We start from the raw sequence: 21,512 nt of genomic DNA, 5'->3' as shown, positions 1-21,512 counted from the left end.
GCTGGCCCGGGGATCCCGCATCTGCCTCGCCTGCTATCGTCGCACAATCTTTCGCGCCATTCTCAAGGCGAGTGCTTCCCAGCCATCCGGAGCGCCTGAGAGTTTCCAGAGAAAAAGATCGACTGCGGCGAACAGGACCAGCGCAACGCCGCAGATCCAGGAGAGGTTGAGGAATGTGTAGAGTGCACTGTCTTGCGGGCCGAAGACATTCGATGTGCCCACCAGGAACAGCGCCATGGGCAGCATCGCGGCCGAGGGTCGCAAAAAGCCGATGAGCTGGGTCGTGATGCTGAGATCGGCCAGTTTGCGAACCAGCACCATGGTGACGATGAAGCCGACCACCGATGCGATCGTGTGACCGATGAGAAGCCCCTGCAGCTTCATGGTCATGGTTAAAGCTATGATCAACGGTACCTTGACGCTGAACTCAATCAAGAGCTGGATGAAGGCGATCCTGGTGTTGTTAAGCGCCATCGCCAGCGCGGGCAGCAGAACCGTCGGTGCAAAACCGATGGCGGCTGCGCAGGCGAGCCAGGTCAGGATCGGTGCCGTCTCCTGCCATCGAGGGCCCAGAATGAGATGAATGATCGGCTCTGCCAGAAGCGCCATCATCAGGAAGATCGTCCCGGTTACCGCGAATACTCCGGTTGAGGCCTTGAGGTATACCCTGTCCATCTGCCCGCCCTCGCGTGCCGCGACAAAGGCTGAGAACAGGGGCGGGGTGATGGGTTGAATGATGGCCTGTGCCGGGACGGCGACCAGGCTGTCGGCCCAGCTGAACCGACCGAATGTGGCGACGTCGACGAAGCGCGGAAGGATCAGCTTGTCTATCTGCCAGTTCAGCGCGACCAATATCTGCCGCGCGGCGTTCCAGCCGATCATGTCAGCGAAGACGTGCCATTCCGCCAGGGTCAAACGGAAGCGCTGTGGTGCAAAGAGGTAGGAGGCCATCATCGCGATGGCCGTCGTCGAGATCTTGCCGATCGCGATCGCCCAATAGCTTCCCGTCATGGCGGCCAGGATGGTTGCGATCACCAGCGACCCGGCTTTGGCCATGACATCGAGCGCGACGTCGCGGCGGAAATCCAGCACGCGTGCATATTCGGTGAGCCTCTGGCTCAGCAGGCCGCGCATCGCTGGTGCGAGGGACAGGGCACACTGAAGTGCGATGAGGCGGGGTTCGTCATAGAGCTGTGCCAGAGGCCAGGAGAGAGCGCAGAGCATTGCGACGATGGCGAGCGCACGCAGGATCGCAATCGTGAGGGCCGTATCGTACATCGCGTCCGTCGGTGCCTGGTAGTTCAGGAGCGCGGCCGACAAGGGCATCTCGGAGAATGTCTCGACGATGATCACGGCCGTCATCGCCATCGCGACGACGCCAAACTCAGCAGGCCCCAGGAAACGGGCCAGAATGAGGAGGGAAATGAGGTCCAGGCATTTGGCCAGAAACCTGCCACCCGTCATCCAGAGACCCGCCCTGACTGTCCTCTCCGAGAGTGATGGGCTGCCGTCTCTGCTCACAAACGGCACCCGCAATCGAGGCAGACAGACGACTTCAGCGTTGTGAACTGATCGATCTTCGGTTTTCGGCTGTCGAATTGCATCCGGCGCAAAATTCCTGACGTGACACGATGTACTTTCCATCGGCCCGCGATATCCAGTCCAGCAAGCTTGACACAGAACACCATCGCAAATCCAGCGGACAAGTGATCAAAGCTTGCCGCTTGGCAGTCATGTTCAAATCAAGAGGCGGTGTTTCTTGCTTTCGCCTTCCCTGGACAATCAGATCGAAGTCGTCGGCTGCTCAGGTCATGTGCCTTGCAGGCCTGGGCAGGCGGACGTTCTGGGCTTCGCAGCGCTCCACCTCTGACCGGATGGCTGCCTGATCCGTCTTGTCGTTGTGATCTAGGCATCGTTCGAGAAACAGGGAGAGTGAGGAGATCGCATCCTCGCGTCCCATGGCGCCAAAATCCACATTCCACAGGATCTGGTCGATATCGAAGGTCTCTGTCAGTCTTGCGATATGGTCGCGCACCCGTTCGGGGTCGCCGAAGACCAGACTGCCGTTTTCGAATACGTCCTGCGCGCTCAGCGCTTCCAGCTGCCGGTGCAGGTCGGTGTAGCCTGGATAGGCGCGGGAGCTGCGGTTGCGCCAGCTGGTCGATGCGTCCGCCCAGGTGGCATGGTAGCGTCGCAGATGGGCCATGCCTCTTTCCCGCGCCACCCGGTCGTCGGTGTGGACGAACAAGGGGATGAGCATAGTGACGCGCCCGCGCCCGGCATGGCCGGCATCCTGTCTGGCTTCCTGATAGATCGCGATCTGCTCGGTCAGATGCTGATCGGACTGGATGGTGAAGGCTGTCAGGAGATTGAGGCCTCTCTCGCCGGCGCGCGCGAAGCTGCTGCGGGATCTGGCAGCTGCCGCCCAGAGCGGAGGATGAGGCCGCTGCACGGGCGGAGGCAGCAGGTGCACGTCCTGGTAGGAGAAGAACGGCGTTTCCGCGGACGCCACTCCGTGTGTCAGCAGATCGGCGATGGCCGCCACCGTGGCATCGAAGCGGGTGTGGCTTTCGTCGAGGTCAATGCCCAGCATGTCGAATTCTGCGGGCAGAAAGGCTCTGGCAAACCCGACGTCAAGACGACCGTTGGTCAAGACGTCGGCCATGGCGATCCGACTTGCCAGTTGCACCGGATGGTGGAACGTTGGCAACAGGCAGCCGGTCATCAGGCGGACCTGACGTGTCTTTTGCGCGACCGCCACCAGGAACATCAGCGGATCGGGACAATAACCGCCATAGGCCATGCCGTAGTGCTCGGTAATCTTGATGGTCGAAAGGCCTGCTGCGTCAGCCAGAACCGACATGTCCAGGGCATCTCGATAGTAGTCGCTGGCCGATTTGTTGTCTGGTGCGGCATCCGGGAGAAAGGAAAGGCCAAACTTCATGACGTGTACTCCCGATTGCGATGATGATCGAGGTATGGGGCGGTTGCGATGGCGGCGAGGAAAAAGGTGAGATGAACCGCGATCAGGAACAGCAGGGGAGCACCGGCGAGCGCGAGCAGCGCATGGGCGGGTCCCATGACCAGGGCGCCTGCCACCGGGAAAATCGCATGGCGCCAGGAGGGCATGCCGACGCATTGTACCGCGACGAATGCAAGGCTGGTCATCATTGCCGCGATCGCCGGGTTCGAACGAAAAGCCCATAGTCCTATACCGCGGAACAGGGTTTCCTCCGCAGCGATGTAGACCAGCAGGATCGCGGGTGCCGCAGCCCGACGTTCGCCCGTGCCGATCTTCATGAAGGACCGCAGCCAGCCGGCATCCATCATCGCGCGCCAACGCCCGGCCTGCATATCCGGCACGAGCATCATGATGAGCCCGGCGAGCATCGACGCGAGGGACAGCTCGGCCAGCGCCAGCGGAACCACCATCAGCAAGAGCAGCGGGTCGAAGTCTCCCAGCATGAGGGCGACGAGCGGGACGTCCAGCAGGACGACGAGGAGTGCAACCGTGGCGACCTGGAAGACGGCCGCCACCGCAATATTGACGACAGCAAACTGATCCTCGACACTTTCGGTCCTGCCCGCCCGGCGCTTCAGCCAAAGATCGAGAACAGCCCGATCGGCTATTCGTGTCAGCACGAGATAATAGATGGCGGTTGCCGTCAGGAAGATGATCGGGCCGAGGATGATCGCGGCGGCGTTGTTCATGAGGCGCCCGCCAAAGTCCGCAGCCGACGTGCAGCTGCGATGTTGAACAGGGCATGTGCGAGCGCCGCCGGGATCACGCCGCCCATCATCAGCAGCAGGGTTGCTCCGATCGACAGGGGGAGCTTCTGCCAGAATTGTGCGGCCCCGAAGCGCACATGAATGGCCGCAAACCAGACGGTCACGAGGGCTGCCGTGATCGGCAGGAAGGCCAGCGATGCGCCGCTTGTGGTGACAAGAATGGCACGTATGGCCAGCTCCTCTCCGGCACCGATCACGGACAGCAGCCAGGGCGGGTCCAGTTGTGGCGGCTCATGGCGGAGCGGTTCTGTTCTGGTTGCCGGTGGCCGTGTCATTGACGGCGTCGCCCGCTGCCAGGGGGATGAGGCTGCAATCGAGGTGTGCGGCGGTTGAACCTGCCGCGCCGTCGGTCGCGTACTGCGTATGATGCGCCGGCCGATGGCGATGTCGGCTGTATAGGCAAGGAGCCCCACTGCCGGTGCCATCGCAAGGGCAATCGTTGCCAGCGTCGCGCCAGCGTTGAGCGGCAACATATGCCACAGCGGGCTGAGCAGGAGATCGGCGCCCAGGAGAACAAGGCCTGTGGATCCGAGAAGCGCCAGCGTCATGGCATAGACGAGGGAGCGGGAAATGGGGACGCCACAGGATGTCAGGAGCGCGCCGGCATAGGCTGAGAGTGCCGGGGCGCCGGCGGACGACAGGACGAGTGCGATCAGGATCGCCAGCGACAATGCATCATGGGTAGGGATGGATGCCGGCATCGTGACGCGCTCCTCCATAGGCTGCCAACCTTCGATGGCCGAGTACTGGCGCGCTGGGCAGTGACAGGCTGATCGTGTCCGGCGACCAGACGCGGATTGCAAAGAAGCCGGCATCGCGCAGATCGGCGGTCGTGAGGTCGTAGTACAGAAGCTCTTTTCCGCTGCTGGCGAAATCGGCTATCAGCGGTGCTATGTCCGGCCCGACAGGCAGGTCCGGGTCCGCCGGCAGGTCTGCTGCGGTCGCCGTCTGACCCTCGCGAAAGCGCGACCGAAGTCCTTCGGCATTCGCGGCCTGCGCGTAGTAGACGACATTCATGTCGAGGTCATAGATCTGTTCGGTGTCGATCGTCGGCAGGCGTCCACCATGGGTCTGCAGCTCCTGCAGCAACACCAGCTTTGCCAGCTGGTAGATGCCGGAACTCTCCGACAATGCCTTATACATTGCCTCCTCCAGACGCATGTCCGTGCCCAGGCCGACGACGCTGGCTGGAATCCCCTTCTCGTCGACAAGCAGGCATGCGATGGTGAAAACCCGCAGATCGGCATTGGGCAGGAGATAGAATTCTGGCTTTGCCGTCGACGAGACGCCGACCAGGGTTTTAATGGCGGCTTTCAGACGTCTGGTGCGGCCGTCCGGGATGACGCGAACAGGAGCCTGGTGCCCGTACCAATGTCCCATCGCACAATCCAGCTGCACCAGTTCGAGCAGGGCGTTGCGCAGGGCCGCCAGTGGCGTCACATGCACGGCGGTGCCCGTCGTCACGGCCGGTGCGATCCAGGGCTCTCCGCGATCGATCTGTGGCGTATAGCCGAGAAAGAGAAGCTGGTCCGGCGCGTAGAGGCGTTCTCCGCTGACGAGAGAAAGCCCCCGGCTCCACTGCAGTGAATCCTCTTCCGTCGGCCTTCGGAAAGGATGGCGGGACGCCTTTTCCTGTTCCAGGCTGAAGTAGTGCAGATGCTCGATGGCAACTGCCTTGCTTCCTGTCCGAACGAGGTCCGCATGGCTTGCAAAGCAGGTCGAGGCCGGAGGCCGCATGCCGGCCTGCAACTGCGCATAGCGCTCCAAGGCTTCGGCGAGGGCCGGGAGCAAGGCTTCGCGTGCGGTCGCGCCGCAGCCGCCGATATGCATCGATCGGCTCGGGGGAGCTCTGCCTTGCAGAACGTGGATCCCCGTCAGTTCCGCACCGGCAACGACGAAGCGCGGTTCATGCCGGTTGCCGAGGAAAATGCCGAGGCTCCGTGTCACGCCCGTGAGTGGGCTCATCGTCCGCTGCATCAGTTTGCGGATTTGCGGGCTCAGTCCGGCGGGGTCAGCCGTCTCGCAGATCATCGGCTTACTCCTACCGATGTATCGAGCAAGGCCCGCATGTCGTAGTAGAGTTCGGGTTCCTCGACGAAAGCCTCGGGCCCGCAGGCGGGGCAGCCGGGGAGGCGCAGGATGTCATGGAAGCAGAACTCCATCGTCGGCATGTAGAGTGACAAGGTCTTGCCAATGGTGAAGGTCGTTCCGGTGACCAGATAGTTGACGGCTTCGAGCGCCATGTGGCCGGCCAGAATGTGCTGCAAGGCAGTCTCGATCTTCAGCGGGGCCTGCCGGACCTGGCCTTCCGCCAGGGCTGACTTGTAGCGCTGGTAGGAAACCGTCTCGCGCAGGTTCATGGTAACCCGGGTTTCGCAGCACTGGAAGCAGGCCGAGGCATCCGGGACGGTGAGGGGGCCAACGAATAGGGTGGGCCCATCCGCTGCGCCCCACAACCAGGGAGAACCGAGCAACAGTGCGAGCCGATTGAGGACCAGAGCGCGATGCGGATCGATCGGCAGCTGGGGAAGGAGCAACAGTCTCCCCATCAGCGGCATGAAGTCCTCCTCGATCGTTGCCCGGTCCAACCCCTTTTCGAAACGTGACAGTGTCAGGGTGCGCAGCGCACGCATCGTCGGATCCTCGTCGCCGAGCACGGCCACGTCGGCATCCGGCAACAGTTCGCGGATTGATGTGGCAAGCATGTCGCCAATCGCGCCTGCACCGATGATCGTCGCCGGCATTCGTGCCGAAAGCCCGGTGTCGCGGCTGCGCAGTGAGGGGAAGATGCGATCGAAGTAGGCGTCCAGTACGTGCTCCGGACCATCCTGAATGGCACCAATCTGGTAGAGGTGATCGATCAGATCCTCGATCATTGCGCGCCGTGCGCCCGTCTCGCGGGCAACGTCTCTGACCGATCGTCCGTCCAGGTGCTTCAGGATGGCAGCCAATTGGCCATTCTGGTCCTCGTCGCGCAGAAAATGCGAGACTGCATTGAACCCGCCCGATCTCAGCTCGACATGGTCGGGACCATGAATGATCAGGCTGAAATCGATCTTCAGGCGCGGACCTTCCAGGCCGCGCTTAGACGCCGTCAAGCGGCTGTCGTCGAGCTTCGTATCCATTATCCCCCCAACACCATTGCGTGAATTGCTGTCTGATAGTGGCCGTCGAAGCCGAAGGCCCGGTTGAGTTCGTCATCGTAGAAGCCGCCATAGTCGCAGCTGGCGCACCCTATTGCCGTTGACGCCAGATGGACGTTTTCAGCGATGTAACCGGTTTCCATCAGGGCGAAACGGAGCCCTCTCTGGCCGTATTTGCGCATGCTGCGCCACGGGGATACCGAGAAGACAAGGAAGGCCGAAGCCCTGCGAATGTCTACGAAATCACCGGGAAGCGCGGCCATCACGCCGCGGACCGCGTCATCGCCTGCCGCATCCGTCTCGATCCGTGCCAGCGCATCCTGCAATGGCAGGAAGTCGTACAGGCCCGGTGCGAGGCCGGGGATATCGCGGACGGCGAGATGCAGGTCGATCGGGTAGAGGCCTCCGCCACTCGGTGCTGCCCGCAAGGGCATGCTGCATGGCGTTCCGTCCTTGAGTTCGGTCGTTGCTGTCGCCGTAATGCCGGCGGCGCATTGCAATATGGTTGCAAGCGCGGTGAGCTTCAGCGGTTCCCCCGACAGTGTGCGGTTGCTTCGTCTCCTGGCGATAACCTCGTGCAGGGCCATCGGAAGCGGCAAGGGCGTTGGCAGAGCGAAGGTTTCCCCGCTCTTTCGCATTCTCCGCCCGACCTGAGAGACCATCGTCAGGGCTGCATCATCAAAGTAGGACTGCACCGAGATCTCGAACTCACGATCACCGCGGCGATAGCGCGAATTGAGGAGAAATTCGAGAGCGGGGTTCGACAATTCCCCGGCTGCCATGGCGTATCGCAACTGCGCGGTGCGCAATCCCGTCGAACTGGCATGGGCCGTGAAATTCTTGAATGAATTTAGATAGGCGGCGCTGGCGATGGGCAGGCCTGGGCCAGCCGTCGCCTCGTCCGACGCAGCTTCGGTCATCGGGTGCTCCCGGCTGTTGTTTGGATCGCGTGTGGGAGCGAAACGGGCCGGCGCTCGAGGCTCCCGGCCCGGCGCTCGCTTTAGTGGGCTTCCATGGCCTCAAGCCGATCGGAATGGCCGATCGATGCCCGCTGTTCGGCGATTTCGATCTTGGAGATCTCGCCATGCTCGAAGAGCTTCTCGGCCCAGGCGGCCAACTGAATGATGCCGAAGCGATTGCCTTGCGGGTCCGAGCAGATCTGGAAATCACCCAGGGTCTCGGTGACCTCGTCAGGGGTGCCAAACTTGAACTGGGCGAACTTTTCCTTGTAGTCCGGGATGAATTCCGGGTGATAGGTCAGCGGGATCACCGCCGTCATTACCTTGCCGCCGGCCGCCGTGACGCGCTTGGCGTAATCCGCCAGGTTCGGTACGGCCAGATGCACCATGGTCGTCTCGGTGTCCATGTAGCGGTCGCCGATGTTCAGCTTCACGCCGGCCGAGATCCAGGTCTGAAAGGCTGTATTGTCGGTCTTGATCGTCCGTCCGAAGTTGAGCGCGAAGATCTTGTCATAGAAGCTGGCGAGGTCTCGTGAATTGCTGGCAGGCATGGTCACGGCGATGAGCCGCGGCGAGCTTATTGTCATCGTCTCTCTCCTCAAAGATTCTTGGGGCACATGATCGCTTGCGGGTTTGCTGGCCAGCGGACCTAGGGACGCTTACCGGCGTCGATGCTCAGGACGCCGCAGGTGCAAGTGCTGCAGCAGGATGCGAAGCAGCTGGTCGTGCCGCCGGGCACGATCATATGCGGGCTGACGCTGTTCTTCGCCCCGAACAGGTCCTGTCCGGCTGCTGTGATGTGTTCGGCTGCTGATATGACTGACAGGCGCATGATATTCCTCTCCCATGGTGAGAATAATGAATTTCTACTTATAGGTGTGCATAGAGGAAGCTCTAGCAATGAGAGCATACATCAATAACCCCGGGTTGCAATGCCTTTCAGTTCACATTTTTTAAGGGTGTATTTGCGCGAGGTTCCCGATGCCGAGGAAAGCCCTGTCACCGTCTTGATCATAATTTCTGCCAACGATCATTCGTATCCTCGGTGCCGGGAGCCTGACGCACAAAAAAACCAGGGCGCACCATTGGTGCGCCCTGGTTGATCAGTGTGCTCTGGGCCTGAAAAGCCTCGTGGAGCGAAGGAGGGAGCAGCTTCCTCCTGCACCGTCTTTCGCTCAATCGGCTGGTCGCGGAACCCTGAACCAGGCGATGTAGAGCGCCGGAAGGAAGAGCAGCGTGAGCAGCGTTCCAACCACGATGCCGCCCATCATTGCATAGGCCATTGGACCCCAGAACACCTCCCGGGAGATTGGGATCAGGGCAAGCGTTGCAGCGGCGGCCGTGAGCATGATCGGTCGCATACGGTGTTCTGTCGCTTCGACGACTGCCTGATAGGTCGGCACCCCCTCGTCGCGCAGATGTTCGATTTGCACGATCAGGATCACGGAATTGCGGATCAGGATACCGATCAGGGCAAGGACACCGAGGATCGCCACGAAGCCGAGAGGGGCTCCACTCAGCACGAGAGCTGCAACCACGCCGACAAGGGCGAGCGGTGCCACGGAAAAGACCAGGAACAAGCGGTGGAAGCTCTGTAGCTGGAGCATGAGCAAGGTTGCCATGACAAACAGCATCAATGGCACGACCTGTATGATTGGCGCCTGCGATTGTGCGCTTTGCTCGACAGCACCGCCTACCGCTACCGAGTAGCCACTCGGTAGTTGTGTTGCGAAAGCGTCGATCCTGGGTTGCAGATCCTTGACGATAGTCGCTGGTTGCTTGTTGCCGATGACGCCGGCCTTAAGCGTGATGGTCGGCAGGCGGTTGCGTCGCGAGATGCTCGGCTGTTCCAGTTCATAGTTGAAAGTCGCCACCGAGGAGAGCGGAATCGATTGGCCCCCGGCGTTTGAAATCTGCAGGTTGAGCAGGGTTTCGATGGACGACCGGTCGCTGTCCTGGGCCCGCCCGACCACGTTGATGAGATAGATTCCGTCGCGGACCTGCGTGACGCCCGTGCCCTGGACGACACCGTTCAACACATTGGCGATGTCCTGCGAGGAGAGGCCGAGTTCCCGGGCCTTGTCCTGGAGAACCTCCATCTTGACCACCCGTGCAGGCTCGTTCCAGTCCATGACGATGCTGGTCAATGACGAGTCTGCGCCCATCACCGAGGCGAGTTTCAGGCTCTCGTCTCGCACAGTGACCGGATCCGGGCCGGAGAGCCGGTACTGTACCGGCTTGCCCACCGGCGGACCGATGTCGAGAAGCTTCACGAAGGCATCCGTTCCGGGGAAGGTCGTGTGAAGATAGGCCTGAAGCTCTTTCCTCAGCCGGTCGCGCGCTTCCAGGTCTTTTGTCAGGATGACAGTCTGGCCGAAGGCCGGAGAAGGATCCTGGACATCATAGGAGAGGATGAAGCGCGGGGCTCCCTGGCCAATATAGCTTGACCAGTGATCGATGTCGGGATTCCCCACGAGCTTTTCGGCCTCGAACCGGGCGATCTGGCGGGTCGTTTCCGCGATCGTTGCGTTCTGCGGGAGGTTCCAGTCGACAATCAGTTCAGGGCGGTCGGAACTGGGGAAGAACTGCTGCTGGACGGCCGACATCCCGACGACAGACAGGGCGAAGAGCACCAGTGTCGTCGCGATCGTAACCCAACGCCACCGCAGGCTCACCTGAAGTGCCTGTGAGAAGAGGCGGCCGAACCAGCCCTTGTGTTCATGATGCTTGGCGATCGTCTTCGGAAGGATCGTCACGCCCAGCAGGGGGGTGAAGACCACAGCGACCACCCACGACGCCGTCAGCGAGGTTGCCAGCACGACGAAGAGGGTGAAGGTAAACTCGCCGGCGCTGCTGCTATTGAACGCGATCGGAAGGAAGCCGGCGACGGTGACGAGGGTCCCCGTCAGCATGGGAAATGCGGTCGAGGTATAGACGTATGTCGCCGCCTTGCGCAGGCTGTCGCCTGCCTCCAGTCGCGCCACCATCATCTCGACTGCGATCATGGCGTCATCGACGAGCAGCCCGAGCGCGATGATCAGCGCGCCAAGCGAGATGCGCTGCAGAGAAATGCCCGCATACTGCATGACGACGAAGGTGATGCCGAGCACCAGGGGTATGGAGATCGCGACGACCAGGCCGGCGCGTGTGCCGAGGCTGATGAAACTGATCGCCAGCACGATTGCGACGGCCTCAAACAGCGCACGCGTGAAGCCCGAGACGGCTTCCTCGACGACGGCGGGTTGGTCCGAGACATGGAAGACCTCGACGCCGACTGGCATATCGGCGGTAATCTGTTCGATCCTGGCTTCCAGGTCTTCACCGAAGGTCAGCAGGTTCGCGCCCGGCTTCATGCCGATGGCAAGGCCTATCGCCGGCTTGCCGTTGTAGCGGAAGAGAGACGTCGGCGGGTCGGCATATCCCCGCCGGATTTCCGCCACGTCGGTCAAGGGGAAGAAGCGGTCGTTGACCCGAAGGTTGACCTCGCGAAGGCTCTCCTGCGATTTGAAGCTGCCGCCGACACGAAGTGCGATGGTTTCGGGACCAGATTGCATGATGCCCGACTGAGTGACCGCATTCTGCGCCTGAAGTGTGGATATGACGACCGAGCGGTCGATGCCGAGGGCTGCCAGCTTCTGCGTCGAGAACTCCAGGTAGATCACTTCGTCCTGCGCGCCGATGACATCGACCTTGCCGACATTGGGAACTGCCAGGATCCGCGTTCTTGCGTCTTCGGCGACATCGCGAAGTTCGCGCTGTGTCAGGCCGTCGGAGGTGAAGGCGTAGATGTTGCCGTAAACGTCGCCAAACTGATCGTTGAAGAAGGGACCCTGAACGCCTGACGGGAAATTGCCCCTGATATCGTTGATCATGTTGCGCACGACCAACCAGGTCGGCGCGACATCTCGCGCCTTGGTGGAGGCAAGAAGGTTGACAAAGACGGTCGTCTTTCCGGCCTGGGTCACGCTGCGAGTGTAGTCGAGGGCTGCCAGTTCCTGCAGCTTGCGCTCGATCCTGTCGGTGACCTGTTCCGTGACTTCCTGGGCGGACGCGCCCGGCCACTGCGCCTGGATCACCATGGTCTTCACGGTGAAAGAGGGATCCTCTTCTCGTCCGAGGTCGAGATATGCGTAGAAACCGGCGACCGCGAAGGCGATCATGAAATACCAGACGATCGAGCGGTGTTCGAGTGCCCAGTCGGAGAGATTGAACTTGTTCACGTGCGGCGTTCCTGTCCGAGTTTCACCACTTGTCCGTCCTTGAGCTGATCGACCCCGGTCACCACGATGCGGTCGCCGCGGGACAGGCCCGCGAGGATCCGCAGAGTATCCGCTGCCGTCGTTTCGGCAACGACTGTCACTTCCGTCTTTTTCAGCTGGTTCGTTTCAGGTTCGATCCGCCAGACATGGCTGATGCCGTTTTCGCTGAAGACGGCCGATGAAGGCAGGGTCACTTCGGCGTTTTCGACTACGTTGGTGAGCGAGACCGAGACGACTGACCCGAGCCGGAAGGAGACCGGTGCGTCATCCAGCGCGATCTTCACGCGGTAGGAGCGTGTTGTCGGATCGGCATCCGGGGCGATTTCCCGCAAAGACCCGCCTACCGAAACCGTCGGGTCGAGTTGAAGATCGATCTGAACCTTTTGGCTGTTGCGAAGCGGCTCAAGCAGCGATTCCGGCACGTCAATTACGGCGTCACGCTGATCCAGGCGGGCCAGTTCCAGAACGGCCTGGCCCACCGCGACTGTTTCTCCGACGTCGGCATTCCTGCGTGTGATCGCCCCGTCGAAATCGGCCCTGAGCGTCGTGTAACCGAGCTGCTGATTGGCTTTCTGAAGCGATGCCTGTGCCCGATCGAGATTGGCCTGTGCGGCGATCAGGGCCTGCTCGGCCACTTCGAGGTCTGCCTGGCTCGCACTTCGGCTGGAAACGAGGATCTGATTACGGTTGGCTACGATACGAGCGTTTTCTAGTTGCGCCTCGGCCGAGCGCACTTCGGCCTGCGCACTGCGCACAGCCAGTTGTGCTGTCAGGGGATCGAGTTCCATGAGGATGTCGTCACGCTTGACGATATCGCCCACCTGTACTGAATTTCGGATGATCCGGCCGAACGTGCGGAAGGCGAGATCCGCCTCCACCCTCGGCTGGATCGTCCCGGCAAAGCGGAGAAGATCGGAGTGATCTGCCTTGACCTCGGCGAACACTACGGTCCGTACGGGGTCCTGATCGGCACTGTGGACAGGAAGTGCAGCCAGAAGGCTGCCGAGCAGAGCCAGTGCCCTGGTCTTGGATCGGTGATGATGCATCCTCTTAGCTCTCCCAGTCGAGCAGTTCATTCGGACGAACGAGCTTGACACCCTCGGTTACGACGAGGGCCCCGTCGTTCAGTCCGGCACTCACGATGAAATCCCCGGACCGGTAGACCGAAACATCGACCGGCATCAGTGACGCCGTGCGGGTCGCCGGATCAATGACCCAGACCGCCGGCTTGCCGTTCTGTGAGGACATGGCGCTCCAGGGCAGAACAGTGCCCTTCTGCGCGGGGCCGAGAAAGGCTCCGACCACCGGGGTGCCGAGCGGCCATGACTGGTCGTCCTGAAGCGTCAGGCGGATGCGAATGGTCCCGGTCTGTGGGTCGATGACGGGCGAAATCTCCCGGATTGTTGCCGTCGCCTTGCGGTTTTGATCGCTGATGGGCGAGACCTCGACCTCTTGCGATGGCTCGCCCTTGAGAAAGAAGGCTTCATACACGTCGAACACCACGTCCCTCGGGCCATCGCGGGCGATGGCCAAGGCGGGCTGTGCTGCGGAAACGACAGAGCCGACTTCCACATTGCGCGCCGTGACGATCCCGTCGGCGTCGGCCTTAAGCGCCGTGTAGGACAGGGCATCTTTCGCGGTTTCGAGATTGGCCTGTGCCGATTCCAGGGACGCCTGGCTTGTTGCGAGCCCCTCCCTGGCCTGATCGAAGACCTGTTGCGAGATGGCTCTGGCCTCCAGCAGTGTTTCATAGCGCTGATAGGCCAGGGTCTTCTGCTTGACGTCTGCCTGCGCTGCCCGAAGGGAGGCCTCGGCGATCTTCAGGTCCGATTGCTGTTCGCTGTCGTCGAGGCGCATAAGGAGTTCACCCGTCTTGACCCGGGCGCCGACATCAACGTGTCGCTCGACCACCTTGCCGCTGACGCGGAAGGCCAGATTGGTCTGGATGCGCGCCTCGACTTCCCCCGTAATCGAGGCGACGGGCTGATAGCTGCTGACCGATGCGGCCACGGCCAGCACCGGTTGCGGCTTGCTTTCAGCCTCGACGGCTTGCCTTTCGCAGCCTGTCAGCGAGGCGAGTGCGGCAATCAACAGGATCAGGCTGGACGGTCTTGAAACCGCTCGGTGCTGAAGATGATGATCTCTGCGTTTCATCTTGATTTGGCCCCCATCAAGTCTTCTGGAAATTCTCTTGCACCATTTCGAATGCCAGCTTTAGCGGCCGCCAATGGAGCCAGGCTGGCCGTCAGATCAAGGGCGTCCGCGCTTCGGCGTGCAACCTCAGCATAGAGTATTCGACTGTTCCCTGCCGCGCGCACTTCGACGGCATATAGAACAGAGCCGGAGAACGTCCCTTGCCGTCCTGCCAGTTGCGCGCCTGCGTTGACCGCTATGCCCACAGGCATGACATGGGATACGGTGGAGAGAACAGGTTTGCTTTTCTCAGCCTCGATCAGCGTCAATTCCACGAGCAGACTACGCGGTCCCGGGATGCTGACAATAGGGAATCTCGAAGACAACGAGGCTGCGAACTGCTGGCGCAGAATGCCCGCAAGTTCCGCCATCTCATCCTGTGCGAGGCCTGCCTCGGAAGGACTGCGTGGTGATGCCAACTTTACTGGCGCAACGACCACGCTGTCATAGGCCGAAAAGTCGACTGTCGGGTTGCGATAGCTGTAGGGTTGGTCGCTCAGGTGAGTGGGTTGCAGGAGAGGCGATGAGGCGAGGTTCTCCGGCTTCGGGGTGGTGGTGGCGCAGCCTCCTAGGAGCGAAAGAGCCAGCATCGCGGCTCCCAGGCCAAATCGTGACACGTCGCGTTGCATCTGGTCTCATCTCCGCGTGGCCTGAGGCTATGTTGGTTTGGCATTCGCGTGCCGGAATGCTATTATCAACACACGTTGACTTTATTTGTCAACGTGTGTTGATAATGGGCTGGCGCTATGCCTGACAAGGATTTCCAGGAGGCGTGATTTGAAGGGCGAAGAGCGCAAGAAACGGAATGGCAAGGAGCCGGCACGGGAGCGTATCCTGCGTCACGCCATCCGGCGGTTTTCGATACAGTCCTATGAGACGACCAGCTTGCGCGAGATCGCAGCTGACGCGGATGTGGACGTCGCCTGGGTTCACAGGAGCTACGGCTCCAAGGAAAAGCTCTTCGAGGAGTGTTTGCGTTTCACGATCGCCTCGGAGGAGGCGCTGCGAGAGCTGGGGCCGGATACCCTCGAACGGCTGTCCACCCAGATCCTGCAGAGCCGGGAGCCGGGTGAGTTGCGCCCCATCGACATCATTATCCGATCGCTGTCGAGCCCAGAAGCCTCGCGAGTCATCAAGAGCGTAGCCCAGGCCATGATCATCGGACCGCTCCTTGAGCGCGCTCCCCCAGGTGGCGGGGTGCCGGTTGTCCTGACCCTCTCGATGATGATGGGACTGGCGATCATGCGTGACGTGGTCGAGTTGGACGTGCTCCAGATGGCCGATCCGGAGCATGTCCAGCATGTCCTGATGGCGGCAATAGGCGTCATGAAAGCATCCACAGCCGATGTGCGATCGGAGTGATAGCCTGCGCGCTCGGTGATGTCATGCGTGGCTCGCCACCCCTTCTAGCGGTTTCTGCCGACGGCGGTGTCCACCGAAACTGTCCGGCTTCTGGTCATCCCTCCGCCGCCCCGTCCTCATCGAGGGATGCCTCCGCTTCAGCGACGTTCTGCTTGACCGCGACGAAACTGTCCGGAGTGACCGAAATGCTGTCGATGCCGCAGCCGACCAGGAACTGGGCAAAGCTGGGATGATCGCTGGGCGCCTGCCCGCATATACCGATCTTTGCGCCGGCCTTGCCGGCTTCGGCAATGACGGTCCTGATCATCCATTTGACCGCTTCATCCTGCTCGTCGAAGAGATGGGCGAGCTCACCGGAATCGCGGTCGACACCGAGGGTCAATTGCGTCAGGTCATTCGACCCGATCGAAAAACCGTCGAAATAGCGGGCGAATTCCTTGGCCAGGATGACGTTGGACGGGATCTCGCACATCACGTAGACCTGCAAGCCATCCTCGCCGCGCCGCAAGCCGTTTTCGGCCATGACCTGCAGAACCTTTTCCGCTTCCCCCACGGATCGGCAGAACGGGATCATCACCACGACGTTGCGGAAACCCAGTTCGTTTCTCAGCTTGCGGATCGCCCGGCATTCCAGCGCAAAGCCTTCCCTGTAGCGAGGAGAATAGTAGCGAGAGGCACCGCGAAAGCCGATCATTGGGTTCTCTTCGTTCGGCTCGAATTCTGCACCACCCAGGAGGCCGGCATATTCGTTGGTCTTGAAGTCACTCATCCGAACGATGACCGGCTTCGGGTGAAGCGCTGCGGCAATCCGGGCAAGCCCTTCTGCAAGCTGATCAACAAAATAGGCCGACTTGTCGTCATATCCGGACGTCAGGCTTGCGATCTCCTGCTTGGCCACCGGATCCGTCAGCCTGTCGAAATGCACAAGTGCCATCGGATGAATGCGAATGGCGTTGCTGATGACGAATTCCATCCGTGCCAGCCCCACTCCATCGGCCGGCAATTTCCACCAGCGGAAGGCAGCCCCCGGATTGGCGAGGTTCAGCATCACCTTGGTCCGGGTTGGCTTAATGTCGTCCATATTGAGGGTTTGCACCTCGTAGTTTGCCGTTCCCTCATAGACCAGCCCCTCATCGCCCTCGGCGCAGGAGACGGTGATTTCCTGCCCGCTGTGCAGAAGATGCGTTGCGTTCCCGGTCCCAACGATCGCCGGCAGACCGAGTTCGCGGCTGACAATCGCCGCGTGAGACGTACGGCCGCCGTGATCGGTGACGATGGCCGCGGCTCGCTTCATGATCGGGACCCAGTCGGGGTCCGTGGTCGAGGTCACAAGGATCGAACCATCGATGAACTGATCGATGTCGCGGGCACTTTCGATCATGCAGACATGACCGGAAACAATGGCATCCCCGATCGACAGACCGGTAACCAGCGTCTTTCCCTTGCTGCGGATCGTATAGCTGCTGAAGGCGGCGGTCTCGCGATTGGACTGGACCGTCTCCGGGCGCGCCTGCACGATGTAGAGACGTCCGGTTTCGCCGTCCCTTGCCCATTCCATGTCCATGGCGCAGCCATAGTGGCGTTCGATGGTTGCGGCCCAGCGGGCAAGGGTCAGGATCTCGGCGTCGGACAGCACGAATGCCGCCTGTTCCGCCTTCGACGTCGGAACATTGCGTGTCGGCTGTTCCCCCGTTCCATAGATCATCTTGATCTTCTTGTGCCCGCGCTTCTTGGAAATGATCGGGCAGAGGGCTGGATCATCGAGGAACGGTTTGAAGACCTGGTACTCATCCGGATCGACCGCGCCCTGGACCACGTTCTCGCCCAGTCCCCAGGCCGCATCGATCAGCACGACCTTGTCGAAGCCTGTCTCGGTGTCGATGGAGAACATCACGCCCGAACCGCCGATGTCGGAGCGCACCATCTGCTGGACACCGATCGAGAGGGCGACCTTCATGTGGTCGAAGCCCTTGGTCTGGCGATAGGAGATGGCGCGATCGGTGAACAGCGACGCGAAGCAACGCCGGCAGGCATCCAGCAGCGCCTTCTCGCCACTGATGTTCAAGAAGGTTTCCTGCTGGCCGGCAAAACTCGCATCCGGTAGGTCCTCGGCGGTGGCGCTGGAGCGGACGGCCACGCTTGCATCCGGTCGTCCTGCCCGCTTCGACAGCGCCGTGTAGGCTTCGATGATTGCTCGTGCCGTGGATGCTGGCCAGTCTGCGCGCAGGAACAACTGGCGGATCGCTTGTCCCGTTTGCGGAAGACTGGCCTTGCCGGCACGCCAGTCCTCGATCAGCCGGTTCATGGTCTCCCGAATGCCGTTCTCGTCGATGAAGTTCCAATAGGCTTGCGAGGTCGTTGCAAAGCCGGGCGGCACATCCACGCCCTGCTGGCCAAGCTGCTGGATCATTTCACCAAGCGATGAGTTCTTGCCTCCGACCCTGGCCACGTCTGCCCGGCGAAGCTGATCGAATTCTACGACGAATGCGCTGTTCTCGTTCATTGTGAACCTCCCCGTTGCGCGCTCGGAGAACGCGCTTTGTGTTTCAAGGAGAGGCTAGCGGTTGTACTCGTTAGCAGCCTTGATCCACGTCAAGGTGGCCTGGGGCTTCGATGCGATGGCGATATACGATGGCGATGTCTGGCGTCGTCAATGCCGCCTCTGTTGTTCAGTCGCTTTCGCCCTCGATAAGCGTCATCGGCCATAGCCTGCGCCTGGTCGCTTCGGGATAGTGATGTGCGAAATCCGGCATGGTCGCGAGCAGGCTTTCCGCCAGAGCTATGCCGAGCGAGCGCAGATCCGGCCGGAAGCAGGTGAGCACCGGATTGAGGAACTGCGCCTGTGGGCTGTATTGGCCGATCACGGCGATGTCCTTGCCGGGCTTCAAGCCTGCCTCCTGCAGGCCACGGTAGAAGCCGACGACGGTTGCCTCGTTGAGGAGGATGATTGCGGATGGCCGGTCGCGTGATTTCATCACCTGCTGGGCAACGTGATAGCCGCCCGGTTCGTTCGGGCCCGAGCGATAGACATGGGCCGGATCGAGTTCCAGGCCATGGCGGGCGAGTACCACGCGGCTGTGGTTCTCGAAGACATGGCCAAGGTTGATGTCGCCATGGGGGCGACTGATCGCGATCCGTCGATGGCCTTTCGCCACCAGGCGTTCGATCGCTTCTTCCGCCATGCCTTCGAAGTCTAGATCATACCAGGGCTGGCCGACATCGGTCTGGCTTCGGCCAAGCGTGATGAAGGGGATCTTCGTCTTGTGCAGGAGTTCGAAGCGAGGATCCTGGAAGCGGGTCGCCGAGAGAATGATACCGTCGGCGAAGCCACGCGCAACGATGCGTTTCAGATAGTCGTCGGGATCTTCCTCCGATGAGCAGAGCAGGGCGACGAGATCGAGCTTGTGGCGGGCAAGGACCGTCTGCATGCCGTCGAAGACGCGCATGAAGAAGGTGTCGCCCTGGCCGGTGATGTCGTGGCCCGTCTGCATCATGAAGCCGATGATGCCGGTCGCGCCCTTGCGCAGCGAGCGTCCCGCCTGGTTCGCGACATAGCCAAGTTGCTCGGCCGCTTCCAGGACACGCCGCCGCGTTTCCTCGTTGACATCGGGCTTGCCATTCAGGGCGCGGGATACCGTCCCGATCGATATGTCGAGATGTTCGGCCAGTTGCCGGATACCCTTCATCAATCCCTCCGCCGAAAAGTGCTCCGTAACCGTTTACGAAAATCTATTGACACATGCAAAGTCTCGTTCATAGTATCGTAAACGTTTACGGGATGCGCGGAAGAGGAGTTTCGCCCATCTCTTGGGAGGACATCAGTGACTTCAAGGGCCGTTTTGTGCGGGTGCGGAGCTATGGCCAAAGGCTGGCTCCGAGCGCTTCAGTCTGCTTCCGATTTGAGCCGCGATGTCGAGATCGTCGGGCTCGTCGATCTCGACCATGCCGTTGCGGAAGCACTGGCAGCCGAATTCGGCCTCGATCACGTGGTGATTGATACCGACCTCGTCTCTGTCATCGACGCCACGCGGGCCGACATGGTCTTCGATGTGGTCGTGCCGTCGGCACGTTTCGCCGTCGTTTCCACCGCGCTCAAGCTCGGCTGCCATGTGCTTTCTGAAAAGCCGCTGGCCACGTCCTTGGATGAAGCCAATGCGCTGCTTGCGCTTGCGGCAGAAACCGGGCGGGTGCATGCCGTGGTCCAGAACCGTCGCTTCATCTCCGGCGTCAGGCGCCTGCGCCGAGCGGTGGAAGATGGGCTGATCGGTGAGGTTTCCGGCATCCATTGCGATTTCTTCATCGGCCCGCATTTCGGCGGCTTCCGCGAGGCGATGGACAATGTGCTGCTGCTCGACATGGCGATCCACACCTTCGACGCTGCCCGCTTCGTCTCGGGCAAAGAGCCGCTTTCGGTCTATTGCGTCGAAACCAATCCATCCGGCTCCTGGTATGCCCATGGCGCCTCCGCCAATGCGATCTTCCGGCTCTCGGGCGATGCCGTCTTCAGCTATCGTGGTTCCTGGTGTGCCGAAGGGCGGCGGACGAGCTGGGAGAGCGCCTGGAGGTTGGTCGGTTCGAAGGGCATGATCACCTGGGATGGTGAGGAGAGCTTCGAAGCGACGGTTGCCGGCGATGAAACGGGACTGCTGCGTGGCCATCGTGCGCTTTCCATTCCCGATGCTCCTGACCTCGATGAGACCCACGGCCATCGAAGCGTGCTTGCGGAATTCATTGATGCGGTGAAGTCCGGGCGACGACCGGAGACTGTCAGCGACGACAATATCAAGAGCCTGTCCATGGTGTTCGGCGCGATCGAAAGCGCCCGGACCGGACTTCCTGTCAGCATTTCAGTCGAAGGACATTAAGCCCGTGAGCAATCCCGCAAAATCTATCCGTATCGGAACCATGGTCAGCGCCAGCGGCGGCAAGGCGGCCGAGCGGATCGGCCAGATCGCCGACATGGGTTTCGAGAGCTTCGAGCCGTTCTTCTGGCAGACGACGAATGGCCAGGATCTCGCCGATCTCGGCAAACGCTGCGTCGAGGCGATCGGCGATCGCGACATTACCATCTCGACGCTTGGCATGTTCGGCAATCCGCTGGAAGACAACGATATGGACCTTGAGACCCTTCAGGGCTGGAAGGACTGCATCGACAATGCGCATCATTTCGGCGCCACCTGTGTCGCTGGTTTTACGGGGCGCATTCGTAACCGTCCACTGACAGATAGCCTGCCGCGCTATCGCGAAATCTGGAGTGAGCTCGCCAAGCGCGCAGCGGACAAAGGCGTGAAAATCGCGTTTGAGAACTGCGCCATGGACGGCAACTGGCAGACCGGAGACTGGAACATTGCCCACAATCCGGATGCCTGGGAGCTAATCTTCAACGAGACGCCAGACGATCACATCGGGCTCGAATGGGAGCCCTGCCACCAGATGGTCTATCTGATCGATCCGATCCCGCAGATCCGCAAATGGGCACACAAGTTCTTCCATGTGCATGGCAAGGACGCGACGATCCGCTGGGACGTGATCCGCGAACACGGGGTCTTCGGCAAGCACCCCTTCGTCTTCATGCGCACGCCGGGCTTCGGCGATACCAACTGGACGGACGTGATCTCGGAGCTTCGGCTCGCCGGCTGGTCCGGCTCGATCGACATCGAGGGCTGGCACGACCCGGTCTATCGCGACGCGCTGGAAATGACCGGCCAGATGCATGGCCTCAACTATCTGAAGAATTGCCGGGGCGGGGAGTTCGTCACCGATCCGCAATGAGACTGCCTGCCGGCTTGGAGGAAGTCGGCGTAACG

Annotated in this window: 18 protein-coding genes; 3 read left to right on the top strand and 15 right to left on the bottom strand. The window is 61.1% G+C overall.

Annotation, left to right across the window (positions count from 1 at the left end):
- Nucleotides 1–33: 33 nt before the first annotated feature.
- The 13 genes from J2045_RS02535 to J2045_RS02475 all read right to left on the bottom strand — a co-directional run bounded on the left by J2045_RS02535 (nt 34) and on the right by J2045_RS02475 (nt 14,972).
- Nucleotides 34–1,464 carry an oligosaccharide flippase family protein gene (locus J2045_RS02535; RefSeq protein ID WP_307369029.1) on the bottom strand — a complete coding sequence of 477 codons (1,431 nt, stop codon included), beginning with the start codon at nt 1,462–1,464 and terminating at the stop codon, nt 34–36.
- 340 nt (nt 1,465–1,804) lie between these two features.
- Nucleotides 1,805–2,944 carry an LLM class flavin-dependent oxidoreductase gene (locus J2045_RS02530; RefSeq protein ID WP_307369026.1) on the bottom strand — a complete coding sequence of 380 codons (1,140 nt, stop codon included), beginning with the start codon at nt 2,942–2,944 and terminating at the stop codon, nt 1,805–1,807.
- The gene (locus tag J2045_RS02525) at nt 2,941–3,711 is read right to left on the bottom strand and encodes a hypothetical protein (protein WP_307369023.1); all 771 of its coding nucleotides are present in this window, start codon (nt 3,709–3,711) and stop codon (nt 2,941–2,943) included. The genes J2045_RS02530 and J2045_RS02525 overlap by 4 nt, the downstream gene beginning before the upstream one ends.
- Entirely contained in the window at nt 3,708–4,490 is a 783-nt protein-coding gene (locus tag J2045_RS02520) for a CPBP family glutamic-type intramembrane protease (protein WP_307369020.1), read from the bottom strand. The genes J2045_RS02525 and J2045_RS02520 overlap by 4 nt, the downstream gene beginning before the upstream one ends.
- Entirely contained in the window at nt 4,465–5,820 is a 1,356-nt protein-coding gene (locus tag J2045_RS02515) for a YcaO-like family protein (protein WP_307369017.1), read from the bottom strand. The genes J2045_RS02520 and J2045_RS02515 overlap by 26 nt, the downstream gene beginning before the upstream one ends.
- The gene (locus J2045_RS02510) at nt 5,817–6,914 is read right to left on the bottom strand and encodes a TOMM precursor leader peptide-binding protein (RefSeq protein WP_307369013.1); all 1,098 of its coding nucleotides are present in this window, start codon (nt 6,912–6,914) and stop codon (nt 5,817–5,819) included. Before J2045_RS02510 ends, J2045_RS02515 begins: the two co-directional genes overlap by 4 nt.
- On the bottom strand, nt 6,914–7,852 hold the full coding sequence (locus tag J2045_RS02505) for a SagB/ThcOx family dehydrogenase (protein WP_307369010.1): 939 nt from the start codon (nt 7,850–7,852) through the stop codon (nt 6,914–6,916). Before J2045_RS02505 ends, J2045_RS02510 begins: the two co-directional genes overlap by 1 nt.
- 80 nt (nt 7,853–7,932) lie before the next feature.
- Nucleotides 7,933–8,478, bottom strand: coding sequence for a VOC family protein (locus J2045_RS02500; protein WP_307369007.1), 546 nt, complete (start codon nt 8,476–8,478; stop codon nt 7,933–7,935).
- A 62-nt stretch (nt 8,479–8,540) separates the two neighbouring features.
- Nucleotides 8,541–8,723, bottom strand: coding sequence for a hypothetical protein (locus J2045_RS02495; protein WP_307369005.1), 183 nt, complete (start codon nt 8,721–8,723; stop codon nt 8,541–8,543).
- A gap of 343 nt (nt 8,724–9,066) precedes the next feature.
- Nucleotides 9,067–12,111, bottom strand: a complete 3,045-nt coding sequence (locus J2045_RS02490; protein WP_307369003.1) for an efflux RND transporter permease subunit — start codon at nt 12,109–12,111, stop codon at nt 9,067–9,069.
- Complete coding sequence (locus tag J2045_RS02485; RefSeq protein ID WP_307369000.1) at nt 12,108–13,196, bottom strand: efflux RND transporter periplasmic adaptor subunit; 1,089 nt, start codon at nt 13,194–13,196, stop codon at nt 12,108–12,110. Before J2045_RS02485 ends, J2045_RS02490 begins: the two co-directional genes overlap by 4 nt.
- A gap of 4 nt (nt 13,197–13,200) precedes the next feature.
- Nucleotides 13,201–14,304, bottom strand: a complete 1,104-nt coding sequence (locus J2045_RS02480) for an efflux RND transporter periplasmic adaptor subunit (protein WP_307368998.1) — start codon at nt 14,302–14,304, stop codon at nt 13,201–13,203.
- Nucleotides 14,301–14,972 (bottom strand): DUF3313 domain-containing protein, encoded by a 672-nt coding sequence (locus J2045_RS02475; RefSeq protein ID WP_307368995.1) that lies wholly within the window; start codon nt 14,970–14,972, stop codon nt 14,301–14,303. Before J2045_RS02475 ends, J2045_RS02480 begins: the two co-directional genes overlap by 4 nt.
- A gap of 148 nt (nt 14,973–15,120) precedes the next feature.
- Here J2045_RS02475 and J2045_RS02470 point away from each other — a divergent pair, with 148 nt between their 5' ends.
- On the top strand, nt 15,121–15,705 hold the full coding sequence (locus J2045_RS02470; protein WP_307368991.1) for a TetR/AcrR family transcriptional regulator: 585 nt from the start codon (nt 15,121–15,123) through the stop codon (nt 15,703–15,705).
- Nucleotides 15,706–15,799: 94 nt separating this feature from the next.
- Here J2045_RS02470 and ppsA read toward each other — a convergent pair whose 3' ends face one another.
- Both ppsA and J2045_RS02460 read right to left on the bottom strand, forming a co-directional pair.
- On the bottom strand, nt 15,800–18,208 hold the full coding sequence (gene ppsA, locus J2045_RS02465) for a phosphoenolpyruvate synthase (RefSeq protein ID WP_307368988.1): 2,409 nt from the start codon (nt 18,206–18,208) through the stop codon (nt 15,800–15,802).
- Between the two features lie 166 nt (nt 18,209–18,374).
- Nucleotides 18,375–19,391: a LacI family DNA-binding transcriptional regulator gene (locus J2045_RS02460; protein ID WP_307368985.1), complete on the bottom strand. Its 1,017-nt coding sequence runs from the start codon at nt 19,389–19,391 to the stop codon at nt 18,375–18,377.
- 135 nt (nt 19,392–19,526) lie between these two features.
- On the opposite strand from J2045_RS02460, the gene J2045_RS02455 reads away from it, so the two are divergent.
- Nucleotides 19,527–20,570 (top strand): Gfo/Idh/MocA family protein, encoded by a 1,044-nt coding sequence (locus tag J2045_RS02455; RefSeq protein WP_307368982.1) that lies wholly within the window; start codon nt 19,527–19,529, stop codon nt 20,568–20,570.
- Nucleotides 20,571–20,574: 4 nt separating this feature from the next.
- On the top strand, nt 20,575–21,477 hold the full coding sequence (locus J2045_RS02450) for a sugar phosphate isomerase/epimerase family protein (RefSeq protein WP_307368980.1): 903 nt from the start codon (nt 20,575–20,577) through the stop codon (nt 21,475–21,477).
- Nucleotides 21,478–21,512: the final 35 nt, after the last annotated feature.

This window comes from Peteryoungia aggregata LMG 23059 (assembly GCF_030814435.1).
Classification (GTDB): domain Bacteria; phylum Pseudomonadota; class Alphaproteobacteria; order Rhizobiales; family Rhizobiaceae; genus Allorhizobium; species Allorhizobium aggregatum.
Note: the sequence above shows the minus strand (reverse complement) of the source record. Positions and strands in the feature narration are given on the sequence as shown.